This window comes from Lysinibacillus sp. NPDC093210 (assembly GCF_044753985.1).
Taxonomy (GTDB): Bacteria; Bacillota; Bacilli; order Bacillales_A; family Planococcaceae; genus Lysinibacillus.
Map to the genome: position 1 here is coordinate 26414 of NZ_JBIVOE010000007.1, position 19475 is coordinate 45888.

18 protein-coding genes are annotated in these 19475 nt (G+C 36.7%); 17 read left to right on the forward strand and 1 reads right to left on the reverse strand.

Translation table 11 applies throughout. The annotated features are described in order from the left end of the window. Window positions 1-145 precede the first annotated feature (145 nt). From rpsF to ACIP9C_RS16265, 12 genes are all read left to right on the forward strand, one after another. On the forward strand, window positions 146-436 hold the full coding sequence (gene rpsF / locus ACIP9C_RS16210) for a 30S ribosomal protein S6 (RefSeq protein WP_024364644.1): 291 nt from the start codon (window positions 146-148) through the stop codon (window positions 434-436). A gap of 36 nt (window positions 437-472) precedes the next feature. After that, window positions 473-1045, forward strand: a complete 573-nt coding sequence (gene ssb / locus ACIP9C_RS16215; RefSeq protein WP_024364645.1) for a single-stranded DNA-binding protein — start codon at window positions 473-475, stop codon at window positions 1043-1045. A gap of 46 nt (window positions 1046-1091) precedes the next feature. Further along, the gene (rpsR, locus tag ACIP9C_RS16220; protein WP_024364646.1) at window positions 1092-1328 is read left to right on the forward strand and encodes a 30S ribosomal protein S18; all 237 of its coding nucleotides are present in this window, start codon (window positions 1092-1094) and stop codon (window positions 1326-1328) included. A 241-nt stretch (window positions 1329-1569) separates the two neighbouring features. Next, window positions 1570-1989 carry a hypothetical protein gene (locus tag ACIP9C_RS16225; RefSeq protein ID WP_401012265.1) on the forward strand — a complete coding sequence of 140 codons (420 nt, stop codon included), beginning with the start codon at window positions 1570-1572 and terminating at the stop codon, window positions 1987-1989. Between the two features lie 58 nt (window positions 1990-2047). After that, window positions 2048-2980: a hypothetical protein gene (locus ACIP9C_RS16230; protein WP_401012267.1), complete on the forward strand. Its 933-nt coding sequence runs from the start codon at window positions 2048-2050 to the stop codon at window positions 2978-2980. Continuing rightward, entirely contained in the window at window positions 2977-4260 is a 1284-nt protein-coding gene (locus tag ACIP9C_RS16235; protein ID WP_401012269.1) for a hypothetical protein, read from the forward strand. The genes ACIP9C_RS16230 and ACIP9C_RS16235 overlap by 4 nt, the downstream gene beginning before the upstream one ends. Then, on the forward strand, window positions 4253-4948 hold the full coding sequence (locus tag ACIP9C_RS16240) for an ABC transporter ATP-binding protein (RefSeq protein WP_401012271.1): 696 nt from the start codon (window positions 4253-4255) through the stop codon (window positions 4946-4948). The genes ACIP9C_RS16235 and ACIP9C_RS16240 overlap by 8 nt, the downstream gene beginning before the upstream one ends. Before the next feature lie 230 nt (window positions 4949-5178). Next, window positions 5179-6120 carry a YybS family protein gene (locus ACIP9C_RS16245; RefSeq protein ID WP_401012272.1) on the forward strand — a complete coding sequence of 314 codons (942 nt, stop codon included), beginning with the start codon at window positions 5179-5181 and terminating at the stop codon, window positions 6118-6120. Window positions 6121-6132: 12 nt separating this feature from the next. Beyond that, entirely contained in the window at window positions 6133-8106 is a 1974-nt protein-coding gene (locus tag ACIP9C_RS16250) for a DHH family phosphoesterase (RefSeq protein ID WP_401012274.1), read from the forward strand. Beyond that, window positions 8103-8549 carry a 50S ribosomal protein L9 gene (gene rplI / locus ACIP9C_RS16255; protein ID WP_401012276.1) on the forward strand — a complete coding sequence of 149 codons (447 nt, stop codon included), beginning with the start codon at window positions 8103-8105 and terminating at the stop codon, window positions 8547-8549. The genes ACIP9C_RS16250 and rplI overlap by 4 nt, the downstream gene beginning before the upstream one ends. Window positions 8550-8562: 13 nt before the next feature. Next, on the forward strand, window positions 8563-9924 hold the full coding sequence (gene dnaB, locus ACIP9C_RS16260; protein ID WP_173479150.1) for a replicative DNA helicase: 1362 nt from the start codon (window positions 8563-8565) through the stop codon (window positions 9922-9924). A 188-nt stretch (window positions 9925-10112) separates the two neighbouring features. Continuing rightward, on the forward strand, window positions 10113-11402 hold the full coding sequence (locus ACIP9C_RS16265; protein WP_401012278.1) for an adenylosuccinate synthase: 1290 nt from the start codon (window positions 10113-10115) through the stop codon (window positions 11400-11402). A gap of 302 nt (window positions 11403-11704) precedes the next feature. On the opposite strand, the gene ACIP9C_RS16270 is transcribed toward ACIP9C_RS16265, so the two are convergent. After that, entirely contained in the window at window positions 11705-12622 is a 918-nt protein-coding gene (locus tag ACIP9C_RS16270) for a YitT family protein (RefSeq protein ID WP_483869674.1), read from the reverse strand. Window positions 12623-12918: 296 nt separating this feature from the next. Here ACIP9C_RS16270 and ACIP9C_RS16275 point away from each other — a divergent pair, with 296 nt between their 5' ends. The 5 genes from ACIP9C_RS16275 (at window position 12919) to ACIP9C_RS16295 (ending at window position 19474) form a co-directional block, all read left to right on the forward strand. Continuing rightward, complete coding sequence (locus ACIP9C_RS16275; protein ID WP_401012280.1) at window positions 12919-14382, forward strand: peptidoglycan DD-metalloendopeptidase family protein; 1464 nt, start codon at window positions 12919-12921, stop codon at window positions 14380-14382. A 386-nt stretch (window positions 14383-14768) separates the two neighbouring features. After that, the gene (gene yycF / locus ACIP9C_RS16280; RefSeq protein ID WP_173479152.1) at window positions 14769-15482 is read left to right on the forward strand and encodes a response regulator YycF; all 714 of its coding nucleotides are present in this window, start codon (window positions 14769-14771) and stop codon (window positions 15480-15482) included. Window positions 15483-15487: 5 nt separating this feature from the next. Then, entirely contained in the window at window positions 15488-17353 is a 1866-nt protein-coding gene (gene walK / locus ACIP9C_RS16285) for a cell wall metabolism sensor histidine kinase WalK (RefSeq protein WP_401012282.1), read from the forward strand. Then, on the forward strand, window positions 17350-18666 hold the full coding sequence (locus ACIP9C_RS16290) for a YycH family regulatory protein (RefSeq protein WP_401012284.1): 1317 nt from the start codon (window positions 17350-17352) through the stop codon (window positions 18664-18666). Before walK ends, ACIP9C_RS16290 begins: the two co-directional genes overlap by 4 nt. Continuing rightward, on the forward strand, window positions 18653-19474 hold the full coding sequence (locus tag ACIP9C_RS16295; protein WP_401012286.1) for a two-component system regulatory protein YycI: 822 nt from the start codon (window positions 18653-18655) through the stop codon (window positions 19472-19474). The genes ACIP9C_RS16290 and ACIP9C_RS16295 overlap by 14 nt, the downstream gene beginning before the upstream one ends. Window position 19475 lies beyond the last annotated feature (1 nt).

Sequence of the window (19475 nt, forward strand, 5' to 3'; positions counted from 1 at the left end):
CTTTATTATATCGAATGAATTATTTGATTGCGACTTGAAAGACAGATGCCAATGTGTTACAATTCATTGATGTGAGTAATATTTATTGCTTACTCCTTGCTCCCTGTAAACAGGAGAGCCTGAGTCCATAAGGAGGTGTAAACAGATGAGAAAATACGAATTAATGTACATTGTACGTCCGAACATTGAAGACGAAGCGAAGAAAGCTTTAGTTGAACGTTTCAACGAAATCTTAACTTCTAACGGTGCTGAAGTCATCGAAGCAAAAGAGTGGGGCAAACGCCGCTTAGCTTACGAGATCCAAGACTTCCGCGAAGGTTACTACCAAATCGTAAAAGTAAACGCTCCTTCAGAAGCAATCAACGAATACACACGTCTTGCTAACATCAGCGAAGATATCATTCGTCACATTGCAGTGCGTGAAGAAGCAAAATAATTTTAAACAAAATGCTGAAAAGGAGGTTGCATTCTGATGATAAATCGTGTCGTATTAGTTGGAAGACTAACAAAAGACCCTGAGCTGCGCTACACACCGAATGGTATTGCGTCTACTCGATTTACAGTAGCTGTAAATCGTACATTCTCAAACCAACAAGGTGAAAAAGAAGCAGATTTCATTAGCTGCGTTGCTTGGCGTAAACAGGCTGAAAACTTAGCGAACTTCATGAAAAAAGGAAGTTTGATTGGAGTAGAAGGTCGTATCCAAACAGGTAGCTATGAAGGACAAGATGGTAAGCGTGTATATACAACTGATGTTGTGGCAGATAGCGTACAGTTTTTAGAGCCTCGTAGTGGTGGAGGTGCTCCTGCATCAAACCAATACGGTGGACAATCTTACGCAAATAGCCAACCGTCATATGGCGGTGGTCAACCACAGCAACAGTATGGCGGCGCGATGCCTCAGCAAGGTTCATTTGGCGGCGGTGCTTCTTATCAGCAAAATCAACCACCAATGAATCAGCCGAACTATACACGAGTAGATGAAGATCCATTTGCTAACAGCAAGGGACCAATTGAAGTATCCGAAGACGATCTTCCATTCTAATCTTCAATCTACAAAAACTATAAACTTATAAGGAGGAGACATCACTATGGCACCACGTCGCGGAGGCCGCAAACGCCGTAAAGTTTGCTATTTTACATCTAATAACATTACGCATATCGACTATAAAGATGTGGATTTACTTAAAAAATTCATTTCTGAGCGCGGTAAAATCTTACCACGTCGCGTAACTGGCACTAGCGCTAAGTACCAACGTAAATTAACTTCAGCTATCAAAGTTTCTCGTATTATGGGATTACTTCCATTCGTATCTGAAGATAAATAAGATTGCTAAGCACAACAAGGTTTAATACCTTGTTGTGCTTTTTTATTTTGAATGAAAAATGAGATTACTTTTGCAGGACAAATTGAGAAGCGGTAGCAGATTTACATCAATACTTGTTCAAATATTTTAGTGTAAAACTATCAATTTTTTTAAATTTTGAATATTGACAAATAAATATATCGCTATTTATTATAATATTAAAAATTATCAAATTTATTTTGTAAATCAAGGGGTGTTTACATTGAAAACTACAAAATGGATGTTGGTAGGTGCACTTACATTAAGTTTAAGCGGCACAATTTTATCTTCAGCACTTGCAGTAACACTAGATGACCCAACGATTTATGGCGGTTGGAGTGAAGATACGGGCTATTTTACTGTACGACAAAATAGCGATATTTCTTCATTTGCTACTAGTAACCCGATACATAGGGCAACGAAAGAGTATACAAGAAGAGGTTCAGCTGTTTTTGAGCGAGTCATTGCAGACACGACATGGCCAGGTGTATACCATTATTCTCGAGCTCGTTACGAATCGGCTATTTCGGGTCGTGCAGAAGCAGATAGTAAGCGTCAATGGGCTGTCGGTACAACACAAGCAATTAGCGGTTGGCACCCTGGGGACTTAGACTGGGTTGCGAAAACGTACTATGGAAAATAACATACATGAAGAGATAATCAATTGATTATCTCTTTCTTGCAATGAAGGAATAAACATTATGAAAAAATATTTAGTATCCAGCAAATTTGTGCTACTAACTTCACTATTGTTTGCTAGCGCCGCTGCCTTGCTTTATAGTATGGACTCTGTTAGCTATACCAATATGATTAACAATGGCTATATCAATAAAAATGCTGTTGAATTCATTATCAATACTGAAGACTCTTCTCTAGATATCGACTTAGAAGAGCCCTATTTGTTAATGCAATATAAACTAGACAATCCGAAATTAAAATATATCTATATTAACAAATCGGTAAAGTTGCCACCTATAAACTATAAAAAACAACCACTATCAACAGACTATATCATTACAGGTACTGTTTTTCCTGAAGGGGCCCTTTCAAAAAATATGAGAAGCCTCGTTATTGGCCAATTTGACACACCTGGCTCTTATTTGAATAGGGAGGCGTGGTATATATCAGAGTCTCAACAAATCAACTTGCAAAATGGAACAAAGTTTATTCTCAATGTGGAAAGTGGAAATCCACATAAATTAATGCAAAAAATGTTTCCTAATACGAGTTATAAGCTTCTTGAAAACGAGGATAGAGGTACTTCCATATTGAAGTCAAATATTTTTTTGAAAGGGTTCTTACTCATTTCTTTACTGTTTGTAATCATCACTCAAGCTGTTACAGTCCATTATTCAATTCAAAGGAAAAAATCAATTGTTCAAATATTGTATTTAGCAGGCGGGAAATTGCAAATCATATTTGTTAAAGTTTTTAAATCAGACTTCATTATGCTATTCCTGATAATGTTATTGGAATCTATATTATTATTAGCGATTAACCACATCACTTCGATTTGGGGGAATCATTGGTACTACGTATCGGTTTTCTATATGTTCATAACATTTATAGGATATTTTTTCGCCTGTCTACTTGTAACAAAGTCCTTGATTAAAAAAGGAGTAAGATCGTTTTGAATACAACTAGACTTTTATTGAAAAATAAAAAATTGTTTACGTTGTTAACTGTGCTACTTTCATTTATATTTTCTCTCGTTTTATTTGTTCTCTTAGTAAATATAAATATTTCCAAAATAGAAATACGTTCAGCAAGTAAATTTCATAACTACAACATCTATCAGATTTCGGATGATTTAATAGGTGAAAGGGAAATTGAATTTTTCAAAGATGTAAAAAACTACGATATACTCAATGATTTTAATAATCGGGTATTTAAAAATAGTAAAGTTGTCTTTTATAATGCCGTATCGCAGCCAATAGGCCTAAAACAATATCCCCCTGATGAGAAGTTCTCCGCCTATTATGAAAGTGGCTTTAATAATATTTTCGAGTACGAAGGTGAGTTATATCAAACCACTAAATCGATACAAGTGACTAAATCCGTATTTGATTATAATGTCGTTGAACTGATGGAAGGACAGCCATTTGATGATTCCTCTTATGTCTACGTAGCAGGAAGAAATGAAATACCTGTTATTCTTGGCTCTGACTATCGTCCTTACTATAAGTTGCAAGACCAATTAGAGATTCATTATTATTCTGAAAAATTTATTGGGCGAGTAGTAGGCTTTGCAAAGGAAAATTCATTTATTTTCATTAATAATGAACCGCAGAAAGTACTCAATCGTTATATTCTATTACCTTCCATGTCGCTTTCTGAACAGCCTTCTGAATTGTTACGAAAAACGGAGGTAGATGAAGTATTCTTTAGGGCACTTCTTTTAAGTAAAATGGGTGGTTATTTAATGACCAACTTAAACGCGCTTGAAGTAAGAAAGGAAATTGGAAAGATAGAAAAAGCGACGAATTTTACTGATTATCAAATTATTGGCGCGAATTCGCTATCAGTTGATCTCTTATATAAAATGATTGATGCCAATCAAACACTTATTTTTACAATATCGGGCGTTGTATTTATTTTTATTTTGTGTGCTTTCTATTTGTTCGTGAAAAGCTTTATAAAAAGACAATTTGATACGTATTTAGTGTTCATTATGAGTGGGGTTGCAAATCATAAAATCAAAAAAAATATACAACTTGAATTTTCAATCCTCAATGGCATGAGTATAGGATTAGCATTGTTGTGCACCGTTCTATTCATGCAAGACATTTCGATTATATCCATTTTAATAATTGCGGGGTTCTTGGTTTGGTTGTTATTCAATGTCGTTGTTTACATGTTAGTGAATAACTTATTAGCAACAACGAATGTCATTGAAAAGTTAAAGGGTGATTAAAATTATAAACTTTATATCATTAGTTAACATAGTAAAAGCGTATAAAGAAAAAACGATATTGACCAACATTAATTTAGAAGTTGCCGACAATCAATTCATCTCTATAAAAGGGCCAAGCGGTATCGGTAAAAGCACGCTTCTAAATATATTAGCTGGACTTGAAAAAGCAGATAGTGGTCAGTATGTTATGGATAGTATAAAAATGCATGAGCAAAATCTTAATGAACTTTCGAATATAAGAGGCAGTCAAATCGGATACATTTCACAATATAATCCAATGATACGTAACCTGACAGTTAGGGAAAATATAGTAGCACCATTATTATTAGGTAAATATGATAAACAGCAAATCATGGCGTTTAGCGATGAGCTGAGTGCCTATTTAAAAATTAATCATTTACTTGATAAGAAAATTGAAAAGTTATCTGGGGGAGAAAGACAACGGGTAGGGGTCATCCGAGCATTAATTAAAAAGCCTAAATTGTTAATAGCAGATGAACCCACAGGGTCACTGGATGACGATACCACGATGTTAGTATTTAACCTTTTTAAAAGGCTATGCGAGAATGAAACAACTATCATTATGGCTACTCATAGTCACTTAAGTTCTCAATATGTTGATAAAGAATATAGAATGCATTCTGAAGGGATTTTTTTGAACTCCCAAACGTTGCTAAATAGCCATTAACCATTGAATTTTAGTATTTTGAGTTCGGTATTGCACCGGACTCTTCTTTATTTTGCTTTTATCCGTGACAGTAAAATGGCATGCGATTACCTTTTTTGATTATGAAACTTTACTTTTGACATCAATTTATCATAAAGCATACAGACGTTCTTAGCGTTTTTTGTTCAATAAGGTGAAAAAATGGTACAATAAAGTTTAGTAAGTTTGACTGACAAAAAGGAAGGTTTTCAATGCCGAATAATCAAACAAAGGCGCTTGTACAAGGCTCGATGATGGTTGCAATTTTTACAATCTTAATGATTGCTTCAGCGTATGTACCAATCATTTCTATGGTAGCCTTATTATTTACTCCATTACCGATTGCTTGGTATAGCGCAAGTTACAAGCGTTCCTCATCAATACTCGTTGCAGTTGTTGGCTGTATTTTAACAGTTTTAACGAGTGGACTATTTATGCTACCATTTGCCTTTATTATGGCGTTGCTTGGAGTAGTCATAGGTAATGGAATTCAATTGAAGAAGAGCAAACTTTATTTATTAATGTCATCAGGTATCGCGGTACTTTTATCGTCAGCACTTGTGTATCTAGCCTATGTGCAATTAGCGGGAATTAACGTGATTGAAATGAGTTTGGATCTTGCTCGGGACAGTTATGAGCAATCGAATGAGCTTGCTAAAAGTGTAACGGGTCAAGTTGCAATACAACCTGAACAAATGGAGGTTATGCTTAAAACTATTGAGCTAACAATACCTTCGACGGTGACAATCTTAGCATTTTCAATAGCTTTTATTGTAATTACACTGAATTTACCAATTTTAAAACGATTAGGTTTAAAAGTTCCTAAATTCTCACCGTTTGAAAATATGCGACTTCCACGCTCTGTGTTATGGTACTACATGATTATATTGTGTATTAATCTATTTATACGTCCAGAATCAGGCTCTATGCTAGATGTTATCGTATTAAATGTGTCTTATATTTTGTGGCTTTTATTAATCCTTCAAGGGATATCATTTATACATTATTTCATTGCGACGAAAGGAATGCCGAGCGTTGTAAAATGGATTGCTACTGTTTTAGCCATTCCACTTGCTTCATTCATTATTTTACTCGGTATTATCGATTTAGGTTTCGACGTGCGTTCACTTGTGAAAGGGAAGACTAAGGAATAAGGGGCTGATGTAATGGGGACTTTTAGAAGACGACCAATCCGCTATCCGCTTTTTGTTCTTTCCATTTTTGGCATTGTGACGTTTATGCTTCTATGTATATGGAATTTTGGGATTGGTATTGGCTATGGAATAGGCTTCGCTATATTAATGGCCTATACATGGAAAATTGAAAAAGCTACTTTTGAAGAGACAGAAAAGCATATTGAATCCATTTCCTTCCGTATGAAAAAGGTTGGAGAAGAGGCATTACTAGAAATGCCAATTGGGATTTTGCTGGTGAATGAGGAATATGAAATAGAATGGTCCAATCCATATATGCAAAATGTGTTAGACAATGAGGCATTAGTGGGTGAGGGGATCGTTAATATATCCGACGATATCTATGTACTGATGAAGACCGAGGAGACAAAGGAAGCTACGATTACACTTCGTGATCGGAAATATCGTGTCTTTTACAAAGAAGAAGAGCGTTTGCTATACTTCTTCGATATTACTGAACAAATTGCTATTGAAAAGCAATATTTCGCAGATCGCACAGTCATTGCTATTTTATTTGTTGATAACTATGATGAAATTACGCAAGCAATGGACGATCAACCACGTAGCTTAACAAATACGATGGTAACATCCATTGTCAACGACTGGGCAGCGGAGCATGGTATTTTTGTAAAAAGAATTTCATCGGACCGTTTTTTAGCGGTTTTAAATGAGTCAATTTTAACGGAACTAGAAAAGAAGAAATTTGCTATTTTAGATACAATCCGTGAAAAGACAGCACAAAAAAATCTTTCCTTAACGCTTAGTATTGGCGTTGGAGCAGGTTCTTCTTCATTAGTGGAGCTTGGTGAGTTAGCCCAATCAAGCTTGGACCTTGTATTAGGTCGAGGTGGGGATCAGGTAGCCATCAAGCAGCCTACTGGAAAGCTTAAATTTTACGGTGGTAAAACCAACCCTGTAGAAAAACGTACTCGTGTAAGAGCTCGTGTTATCTCACATGCATTACGTGACTTAATACAAGACAGTGACCAGGTGTTTGTAATGGGACATAAAAACCCTGATATGGACTCTATAGGCGCATCTGTCGGGGTCCGCAAAATGGCACAAATGAATGATGTAAAGGGCTATGTTGTTATTAATTTCGATGAATTAAACGGAAGTGTAACACGTTTAATGCATGAAATTGAAAGTAAATCGGACTTCTATGAGCATTTCTTAACGCCTGAAGAAGTTGCAGCGAAAATGACTGAAAAGTCCTTACTCATTATTGTGGATACACATAAGCCTGATTTAGTAATCGATCCATACTTATTAAAGCTTGCCGAAAAGGTAGTAGTTATCGACCATCATCGTCGTAGCGAAGACTTTATTGAAAATCCAACACTCGTTTATATGGAGCCTTATGCTTCGTCCACAGCAGAGCTTGTAACTGAGTTGCTAGAGTATCAGCCAAAGCGAGCAAAAATTAATATGTTAGAGGCGACAGCATTATTAGCGGGGATAATTGTTGATACAAAAAGTTTTACACTTCGTACAGGTGCACGTACTTTTGAGGCAGCTTCATATTTACGAACAAATGGTGCCGATACAGTTTTAGTACAAAGACTATTAAAAGAAGACATCATTACGTACATCGAACGTTCAAAAATTGTGCAAACGGTAAAATTCGTAAAGCCGGGCATTGCTGTAGCTGTCGGTGAAGAGGCGAAAATTTATGATTCCGTATTAATCGCACAAACGGCTGATATTTTACTAACGATGAAAGACGTTAACGCATCGTTCGTCATTGCGCATCGTGCTGATGGCAAAATCGGTATTAGTGCAAGGTCGCTAGGAGAAGTAAACGTACAGCTCATTATGGAAAGGCTTGGAGGTGGCGGGCATTTAACAAATGCAGCTTGCCAAATAGATGCACTTTCCATTGATGAAGTAAAAAAACATTTAGAAGAGGCCATATATGAGGTACTCGAAGGGAGTTCTGAATTATGAAAGTAGTATTTTTAAAAGATGTTAAAGGTAAAGGAAAAAAAGGGGAAGTTAAAAATGTAGCAGATGGCTATGCACAAAACTTCCTAATTAAAAATGGTTATGCTGCAGAAGCGAATGCTCAAGCAATGAGCCAATTAGAAGGTCAAAAGAAATTAGAACAAAAAAATGCAGCGGCAGAATTAGCTGAAGCAAAAGCATTAAAAGATAAACTAGAAGCATTAACTGTTGAGCTAAAAGCGAAATCAGGTGATGGCGGTCGCCTATTTGGTTCAGTTTCTACAAAACAAATTGCTGAAGCACTTCAAAAAGTACATGGCATTAAAATCGATAAACGTAAAATGACTTTACCTGATGGAATCCGTGCACTAGGCTTTACAAATGTACCTGTAAAACTACATCACGAAGTATCAGCAACATTAAAAGTACAAGTAACGGAAGAATAAGGGGCGACTATCCATGAACGAACCGATGATAGACCGCGTTCCACCGCATAACCGGGAAGCGGAGCAATCGGTTATCGGTGCGATTTTTCTAGAACCACAGGCACTAATCACGGCATCAGAAATATTACTAGCCGATGATTTTTACCAAAACGCACATAAGAAGATTTTTGAAACGATGCTGCGTTTAAGTGATTTAGGAAAAGCGATAGATGTTGTAACAGTTACTGAGGAATTATCAGCAAAAAAAGAGATTGAGGATGTTGGCGGGCTATCGTATTTACTAGAGCTCGCCAATGCTGTCCCTACGGCAGCAAACGTTGCTCACTATGCGAAAATCGTTGAGGAAAAAGCGCTCTTACGTCGTTTAATCCGTGTAGCTACAAAAATTGTAGAAGATGGCTACACACGTGAGGATGAGGTAGAGGCATTACTTGGCGAGGCAGAGAAGAAAATGATGGAGGTCGCCAACCGCAAAAATGCTGGCGACTTTAAACATGTAAAAGACGTTTTAGTAGAGACATTCGATAATATTGAACAGCTTCAATCACGTAAAGGTGATGTAACGGGTATTCCAACAGGGTTCCGTGATTTAGACCATATTACAGCTGGCTTCCAACGCAATGACTTAATTATAGTCGCGGCACGACCTTCTGTAGGGAAAACAGCTTTTGCGCTAAATGTTGCCCAGAGTGTTGCTGTACAAGCACGTGAAAATGTTGCCATCTTCTCATTAGAGATGGGTGCAGAGCAACTAATCATGCGTATGCTATGTGCTGAAGGAAATATTGATGCACAAGTTTTACGTACAGGTGCTTTAACAACCGAAGATTGGGGTAAACTAACGATGGCAATGGGAAGTTTATCGAATTCGGGTATTTTTATTGATGACACACCAGGTGTACGTATCAATGAAATTCGAGCAAAGTGTAGACGTTTAGCACAAGAGCATGGACTTGGAATGATTCTAATCGATTACTTACAGCTTATTCAAGGTAGTGGTAAGCCAGGTGAAAACCGTCAACAAGAAGTATCAGAAATCTCACGTTCGTTAAAACAATTAGCGCGTGAATTAAAGGTACCAGTTATTGCATTATCACAGCTTTCACGTGGCGTGGAACAACGTCAGGATAAGCGACCAATGATGAGTGACTTACGTGAATCAGGAAGTATTGAGCAGGATGCCGATATTGTTGCCTTCTTATATCGTGATGATTATTACGATAAAGAGTCCGAGAGTAAAAATATGATTGAAATTATAATTGCTAAACAACGTAACGGTCCAACTGGAACAGTTACACTTGCTTTTAAAAAGGAATTCAATAAATTTATAAACGTGGATTGGTCACAAATGCCACCACCACCTCCACGCGATTAGTAATATTTATCTAAAAAAGAGATAATATTCATACCATTCCGTCATTAAACACGAACGTTAAATCATAGTAATTGATTTTATGTTCGTGTTTTTAACTGTTTTTTGTTGACGAGTCGTTTCTATCATTGTTACAATAATTTACGGCTTGATTAATGAGATACAATACGTATCTAACGGAGGTGCTGATTATGACATCAGTTGTAGTTGTAGGAACACAGTGGGGAGACGAAGGAAAAGGTAAAATTACAGATTTTCTTTCACAAAAGGCAGATGCAATCGCTCGCTTTGCAGGTGGCGATAATGCAGGACATACCATTAAAATTGATGGTGAAACATATAAACTCCATTTAATCCCATCAGGTATTTTCTACAAAGAAAAAACTTCTGTAATGGGAAATGGGATGGTTATTAATCCGAAGTCGCTTGTAACAGAGCTAAAAGGACTTCAAGAGCGAGGCATTAATACGGATAATCTTCGTATTTCAAATCGTGCCCATGTCATTTTGCCATATCATATTAAACAAGATATCGCAGATGAGGAAAGCCGTGGCGATAATAAAATCGGTACAACGTGTAAAGGAATCGGTCCTTGTTATCAAGATAAAGTTGCACGTATCGGTATCCGCATGGCTGATTTATTAGATAAAGAAGTTTTTGAAGAAAAACTACGTCATAATTTAGCAATTAAAAATAAATTGTTTGAGAAGTTTTATGAAGTTGAAGGTGTAACATTCGAAGAAATTTTCGAAGAATTTTATGGTTATGGACAAGAAATCGCAAAATATGTTACTGATACTTCAAAAATTTTAAATGATGTGTTAGATGAGGGTGGTAAAGTATTATTTGAAGGCGCACAAGGTATTTTACTTGATGTCGATCAAGGGACTTATCCATTTGTTACTTCTTCAAACCCTGTTGCTGGTGGTGTAGCGATTGGTGCAGGTATTGGCCCATCTAAAGTATCAAGTGTTATTGGTGTATGTAAAGCCTATACTTCACGTGTAGGAGATGGCCCGTTCCCAACTGAATTATTTGATGATGTTGGTCAACAAATCCGTGAAGTGGGTCGCGAATACGGTACAACGACTGGACGCCCTCGTCGTGTAGGCTGGTTTGATACGGTTGTAGTTCGCCATTCACGTCGTGTAAGTGGTATTACACATCTATCACTTAATTCAATTGATGTTTTATCTGGCTTAGAGACAGTAAAAATCTGTACCGCTTATAAATATAAAGATGAAACAATTACGGAGTACCCAGCGAATCTTCATATAATTGAACAATGTGTACCTATCTATGAAGAGCTTCCAGGCTGGTCAGAAGATATTACAGGCTGCCGAACATTAGAAGAGCTACCAGAGAACGCACGCCGTTACGTTGAACGTGTAAGTGAATTAACTGGCATTCAAATTGCTACTTTCTCTGTCGGCCCTGGTCGTGAACAAACAAATGTGTTAGTAGATATTTGGGAAGTATAAAAAGAGGGACAAAGGTGTTCGTAATTTCCCACAATTTAAAATGTATGAAACCTTAGTTATACTTGCTATAGTAATAAATGAAAAATTAGAAGAGAGCACTAGTTGATGGTAGCGGAGTCGGTGACTCCTGCGGGAACAGCATAGGACGTAAGACGTAACAGGCGGCGCGACAGCGACGGTTGCGGCTTACGATGTGCCCGCGGAAAGCAACCGCCGTAGCGGACATCAACGGCAAAGCCAAAAGGTGTTAGATTGATTGTAATCAATCTAACACCTTTTCTCTTTTGTCCAAACTACTCTTTTTAGTGAATGTCCTTCTTCTTGAAGCGACCACCTTTTACTTCTGCAATATTCCCTATTGCAAGGAATGCATGGTCGTCAATTTCTGCGACAATCGATTTTAATTTTGATTCTTCTAATCGCGTAATGACTGTAAAAATAACTTTTTTGTCGTTCCCAGTATAGGCCCCTTCACCATGTAGAAAAGTAACCCCACGACCAAGTCGATCCATAATTGTTTGCCCAATTTCATCAATTTCATCGCTAATAATATAAACAGATTTTGATTCTTCCATCCCTTGTATCACAATATCGATCATTTTGTAGGCTATATAATAGGCCATGATGGAGTACATTGCCTGCTCCCACGTAAATACAAAACCTGCAATTGTAAAAATAAGAAGATTAAAAAACATAATAATTTCTCCGACCGAGAAGGGGGATTTTCGGTTAAATAAAATGGCTAAAATTTCTGTACCATCTAAAGAACCACCATAACGTATAACGATACCAACACCAATGCCCAAAATGATACCACCGAAAACTGTGGCGAGTAACGTGTCTGTTGTAAATGGTTGAAGATTATGTAAGAAGATTGTTGTTACAGAGAGCACGGTAATGCCGAGCCCTGTAGAAAGTGCAAATGTTTTACCGATTTGTTTATATCCTAAAAAGATAAAAGGTAAGTTTAAAACGAAGATGAATATGCCTAGGGGTAAGCTTAATAAATGCGAGGCGATAATGGAAACACCAACGATGCCACCATCCATAATATGGTTGGGTACTAAAAATAGCTCAAGCCCTACTGCCATAATGATAGCACCTATTGCAACCATAATAGTTCTGGTGGTAATTTTCCGCACTGTATTCTTTTTTTGTTGCTTTGCTTTCGCTACCTTCAATGAGGTCTGTGAATCACTCAATTCAATCGCTCCAATCAACTAGTCTCTTACTCTATTTTATCGAAATATTTAAAAACTAAAAAGTAATAAGTTCAAATTCTGTTTTGAAATAAAATAAAAAGGATAATATTTATTAATTTTGAAAAAATAGGAGTGAAAATGTGTGCTGTAAATTATAGGGATTATGTAACAATTAGTAGAGAAATAATACATTTTCATTACAAAAAGGATAAATTATTCAAACAACATTTTCTTTATGGTACATTATAGTGGTGCAAAATTCTTTGTGGGTAATTAAACCTATGTTAGGTTAAAGTTGGAAGGGGCTTTATTGAATGAGTTCGTCTTGGAATAAAAAAGAAGGAAGCAATCGATTCACCTACAATTTTTCTTCTTTTAAAAAAGTATCAATTATTGCAGTTTTAATGGCAAGTTTCGCAATAAACGTGGGCTTTACAAAAGAAAATAATCATAAAGAAGCATTAAATAAAATCTATCATGTCTATGTAGATAATGAATATATGGGTGCTGTATCTGATGACAAAGCTGTTCATGAAATTATTGCTTCAAAAGAACAACAAGCAAGTAATCAGTACAAAGACTTATTAATTGATGCTAACTCAGCGGTGAAAATAATACCAGAGCAAGTGTTTAGTAATGAAACAAAGGATGCAGAAACTTTAGCGAAGCTTGAGCAATCATTAGTAGCTCAATCGCCTGCCTTTGCATTATTAGTAGATAATAAGCCAATCGCCTATTTAAAAGATGCGGATGCCTACGAAGAAACAATTCGTATGTTAAAGCTTCAATATGTTTCACAACAAGAGTTAGACTCGCTTGCTAACCAGCAATCTATAAATAATTTACCAGCTTTACAGTCTGGTGAATCACGCCTTTTAAATATATCGTTTAAACAAGGTATTTCTGGTGTAACACAAAAGGTAGCTCCAAATGCTGTTGTATCACCTGAAGAGGCTGTCAAGTATTTAATGACAGGCTCCCTTAAGCAAGAGGAATATAAAATTCAATCAGGTGATGTATTAGGAGCAGTCGCTAAAAAACATGACTTAACAACGGCTGAATTAATTACATTAAATCCTGGGCTTACAGTTGATACAGTATTACAAATTGGACAAGCATTAAATGTTACAGTTGCAAAACCATTTGTAGCGATAGAAGTAAAACAAGAAAAGAAAATTACAGATACCATTCCATTTAAAAAAATAACTGAAGAAGACCCTACGATGTATAAAGGTGAAACAGTTGTAAAACAGCAGGGTGTTAATGGCAAAAAAGAAACCTCTTACCTAATCACCGCTGAAAATGGAACAAAAACATCAAAAGTAGCTTTAGAAGAAAAAGTCCTACAACAGCCAGTAGATCAAATTGAAGTTGTAGGAACAAAAGTTATCTCGTCTCGTGGGACGGGAGAGTTTTCTTGGCCAACAGTAGGGGGCTATATTTCAAGTGGAATGGGGCAACGTTGGGGTGCCAACCATCGTGGGATTGATATTGCTCGTCCTAGTAACTACAATATACTAGCTTCAGATAATGGTGTAGTTGTAGCGGCTGGTGTTTCTGGCAGCTATGGTAATCGCATTGTTATTAATCATAAAAATGGCTATACGACGCTTTATGGACATTTATCTTCTATAAAAGTTAGCGTTGGACAAGTAGTTGAAAAAGGTTCTGTTATTGGGATTATGGGCTCTACAGGGAATTCAACAGGTACACATTTGCACTTTGAAGTTGAGAAAAATGGAGAGCTTGTCAATCCATTATCATATGTAGGTCAGTAATTAAATTGCTTCAGCAAACATCCTTCACTTCTATAAGTGGGGATGCCAGAGATGCATTGAATTCAGTGGGGATTAAACCCCAAGCTGTATCAAGTTAAAGGCCCTAGCGGATGTCGCAGATTTTTAGAAGAGCTTTTTAAATAGCTCCAATCTGGATACAAATACGCTGAGGCGTAATTGATCTTTTGTAAATGGCAGTCCAAATAGTGGGCTGCCTTTTTGTATAGTAAGCATAAAAGTTAAGTTATTTCCCGAGAAATAATTGTCGAAATAGGGAAACTGGACATGAATAATGCATGGAAGCAAAAAGCATGTTAGAGTTAAGAGTAGTAACTTTATAAATACACATTGTTTAGAATAGATGAATGGCGAAAGGGAGAGAATGTATGAGCAAAACAATTTTAGTTGTTGACGATGAGAAACCAATCGCAGATATTTTACAGTTTAATTTAATTAAAGAAGGCTACAAAGTAATTTGTGCTTATGATGGAGATGAAGCATTAGAAAAAGTTGAGGAAGAGCAACCAGATTTAATGCTATTAGATATAATGCTACCAAAAAGAGATGGTATGGAAGTTTGTAGAGAAATCCGAAAAAAATATGATTTCCCTATTATTATGCTAACAGCTAAAGGTTCAGAGATTGATAAGGTGTTGGGCTTAGAAATGGGCGCGGATGATTATGTAACGAAACCATTTAGTACGCGTGAACTTATTGCACGTGTAAAGGCTAATATGCGTCGCCTTCAAGTAGTAGCTCCTGCAGCTGAGGAAGAAGAAGAAGCATCAAATGAAATTGTAGTAGGATCTCTTGTTATTCAGCCTGACGCTTATCAAGTGATGAAGCGTGATGAAGCAATTGAGCTAACACATCGAGAGTTTGAATTGCTACATTATTTAGGTAAACATATTGGTCAAGTGATGACTCGTGAGCATCTTTTACAAACAGTATGGGGCTACGATTATTTTGGTGACGTACGTACAGTCGATGTAACGATTCGTCGACTTCGTGAAAAAATAGAGGATAATCCAAGTCATCCGGCATGGATTGTCACTCGACGTGGTGTAGGGTATTATTTACGAAATCCTGAACAGGAGTAAAGGAAATGCAAAAAGTAAGCTTCTTTAAATCAATTCATGTCAAGCTTGTATTAATTTATATTTTGTTGATCATGTTAGCATTACAAATTATAGGTATCTATTTCGCAAAGGAATTAGAGCGGAATTTGAAAAGTAATTTTCAAGAGTCTATTTTTCAGCGTGTAGATTTGATGCAATATAGCATTCGTGAAGAAATTTTGAAAGAACGCGATGAAAGTATGCCTTCAATTGAGGAAAGCCTGAAATCCATCGTAAAGGAATTTTCAACAGGATTGAAGGATGTATCGACAGGTGATATTTTAGAAATTCGCGTAATTGATAGTAGACAGCGTATACTTGCAACTTCAGAAGTAGATAATCAAAGTTTAATAGGACAGCGTTCGAATACAGACCTTGTCCGGCGAGCAATATCGGCAGAAACATTATTTGATATTATAAAACTTGATAATAAAACAAGAAACCGAGTATGGGTGTTAGCAACGCCAATCCGTGATGGAGCAGGCCCTGACGATGAAATTATCGGGGTGCTTTATATTGAAGCAAACATCGAGTCTGTTTTTGAACAGATGAGTGATATTAACCGTATTTTCCTAGGTGGTACAGCCGTATCGTTAGTAGTTACTATTTTCTTAGGAATATTAGTGGCACGTACAATTACACAACCTATTGCTGATATGCGTAAACAAGCGCAAGCAATGGCGAAAGGAAACTTTTCTCGCAAAGTACGGGTTTATGGAACAGATGAGATTGGGCAACTTGCCACTACCTTTAACCATCTAACCAATCGGTTGCAAGAGTCTCAATCCACGACAGAGGCGGAACGGCGAAAACTCGATTCTGTTCTTAGTAATATGACCGATGGCGTTATTGCAACAGATCGCAAAGGACGTATTATCCTTATTAATGATCCAGCATTAGAGTTATTGCATATTTCAAGAGATATTACGTTAGGACGTCCAATCGCATCCGTTTTAGGAATTGATCAGGAACATAGCTTTGAGGATTTAATCCATATGAATGATGCAATCAACTTGGATTTTAGTACGTCAGAGGCTCCCTATATTTTACGTGCCAATTTTTCGGTTATTCAAAAAGAAACAGGGTTTATTAATGGTTTAATTACGGTCCTTCATGATATTACAGAGCAGGAAAAGATTGAAATGGAGCGTAGAGAATTTGTATCGAATGTATCACATGAGCTTCGTACACCATTAACAACGATGCGTAGTTATTTGGAGGCATTAATGGATGGTGCATGGAAGGATGACAATATTGCACCAACATTTTTAAACGTGACTCAAACGGAAACGGAGCGTATGATTCGTTTAGTGAATGACCTACTACAATTATCACGAATGGATAGTAGTAATTATAAATTAAATAAGGATATTGTGTTATTTAATTCATTCTTTAATCGAATTATCGATCGCTTTGAAATGTCTAAATCAGAAAATGTAACATTTGAACGATTACTTCCGGAGACATCGTATTACGTTGAAATTGATACGGATAAGGTGACGCAAGTAATTGATAATGTTATTTCGAATGCCATTAAATATTCTCCTGATGGCGGTTATGTCCGTTTTGGGTTTACTGTACAAGGAAATTTGCTCAAGGTAATGATTTCAGATGATGGAATGGGTATTCCAAAAGAAAATGTAGGTCGTATTTTTGATCGTTTTTATAGAGTCGATCGCGCGCGAGCACGCTCTATGGGTGGTACAGGCCTTGGATTAGCCATTGCACGGGAAATGATTGAAGCGCATGGTGGGAAGATTTGGGCTGAGAGTGAAGAGGGATATGGTACAACAGTCTTCTTTACACTACCATTTGAATTAGATGATTTTGACGAGGCAGGTGAGTGGGGATGAAATATATAGAACCGGTTAAATCCATTGTTTTATTTCTACTCGTCATGCTAAGTGTTGTGTTAACCTTCATTATTTGGACCTATACCCCTGATTACAAAGTAATTGAGCAAACAGAGGGCAAGGAAATTTTAATTGGCACACAAAAGAAAGTGGAAGACGTCATAAAGCCATATAAAGCAATTTATAGCAGTGATGATGAATTAACAGGTACAGTATCGAACGGCACAATGAAAGATATTATGAATATCTTTGATGGCTGGAACATTCTTGACCTTGTTCGAGTGAATAATAATATTTCTCCAACATACATCAATGAGATGATACGTGCTAATGATCGTATGACTGTGTTTTTCCCTGGAGAAATACCTTTTTCAGAGCTAAGTACGATTTTTAACTTTGACGAAAAAGAGTTACCAGAGACAACTTTCAATCGTATTATTATAGATTGGACCAATTACTCAAATAAAGAAGTACAGATGTATTTCGTTAGTAGCTCTAATAAATCACTGTTACGCTCACATGTAAGTATTACAAATGCCAATGAATTTGCTAAAGATATTATTGAACCGTCAAAACTGCAAAGTGCGTATAAAGAGGTAGAGCGTGATGGCTATACTTCCCTTTACGTTCCTAGCGATAAAATAGAGTCTGTAAAATATACGTATTATATGAATGAACTATCACCAGCACTATTTAAAAATGTCTTATTCTCAGAGCCAAATGTTGTACAACGCAATGTTGAAAGTGCGACATTTGAAAAATATACAGATGGATTATCTCTTATGACTGTCGATACAAGGTTTAAATCATTAACATACGTATATCCAGCTGCAGAAAGCAATGTTCGAATAGAGCCATCGAAGCTCTTTAAGGATAGCTTTGAATTTATTAATGAACATGGGGGCTTCACAGCGGATTACCGATATGTATCAAGCAACCCGAGTAAAAATCAAATAGATTATCAGCTTTATTTACAAGGGTTCCCTGTTTATAGTGATCAAGCAACAACTCGTATTTCAACGGTATGGGGAGATAACCGCATTTTCCGTTATAAACGACCTTACTTTTCATTAGACATATCGGAAAAAGAGATTAAAGAACTGCCATCTGGAGCCGAAATAGTTGAAAAAATTCATAAGCTAAATAATATTGTATTATCAGACGTCGATGAAATTGCAGTTGGATATTATTTAACGCAAGATGAAAATCTAAAATTATTTACGTTAGAGCCGAGCTGGTTTATCATCCGTAATGGTTCATGGATTTTACTGACACCTGAAATGCTTGGGGGTGTAAAAAATGGATTGGAATAGAACGAAATCCATTTTTATCGTTGTCTTTTTAATTTTAAATATTTTCTTATACTCATTGTATGTGAATCGTTACAATGAGGCACAAAGTGTTGAGGTTCCAGGGGAGAAAACGACAGATGCTCGTTTGAAAGAGGACAATATTACGTATGGTGTTCTGCCGAGTGGCGTCGAATCAGCTACGTATATTTCAGGTAAAGTCCACACTTTTACGGCTGCTGATTTTACCGATCCAAATCATCAAGCAAATATTACCGATCCAAAAGAGGCGCGGGTAATTTTAGTAAGTCCTGTGAAATTGAGAAATGTGAATGATGATGCAAGCTTCACAGAGTTTGTACAGGCAAATATAAAAGAAGGTGGTTCCTACGGATTATGGAAGGTCAACCGTGATGAACGTGTAGCCATCTTCTTTCAAAAAACAAATAATCGAATGCTCTATTACAATAAGAGTGGTCTGTTAAAAATACAGTGGAATGCGGACAATGAAGTAACCATGTATGAGCAAACGATGCTTGATAATATTGAGGAAGTGGAGCAACAAGAAAGTGTGCTACCGCCGATTCAGGTTATTCAGGCATTATATGCAAAAGGGCTTTTAAAGCCAGATTCACGTATAGAGCATATGCAGCTGGGCTATTCAACACTTGTCTATTTAACGCAAACACAGGTATTATTGCCAACATGGGAAGTACGAGTAAAATTATCTGACGGTGAAATTGAAGAATATTTTGTCGATGCTGTGGAAGGTAAGATTATTGAAATAAAAGAGGAAAAACAAGAGGTTGAAGAAGAAGACTGGGGAGTTTAAT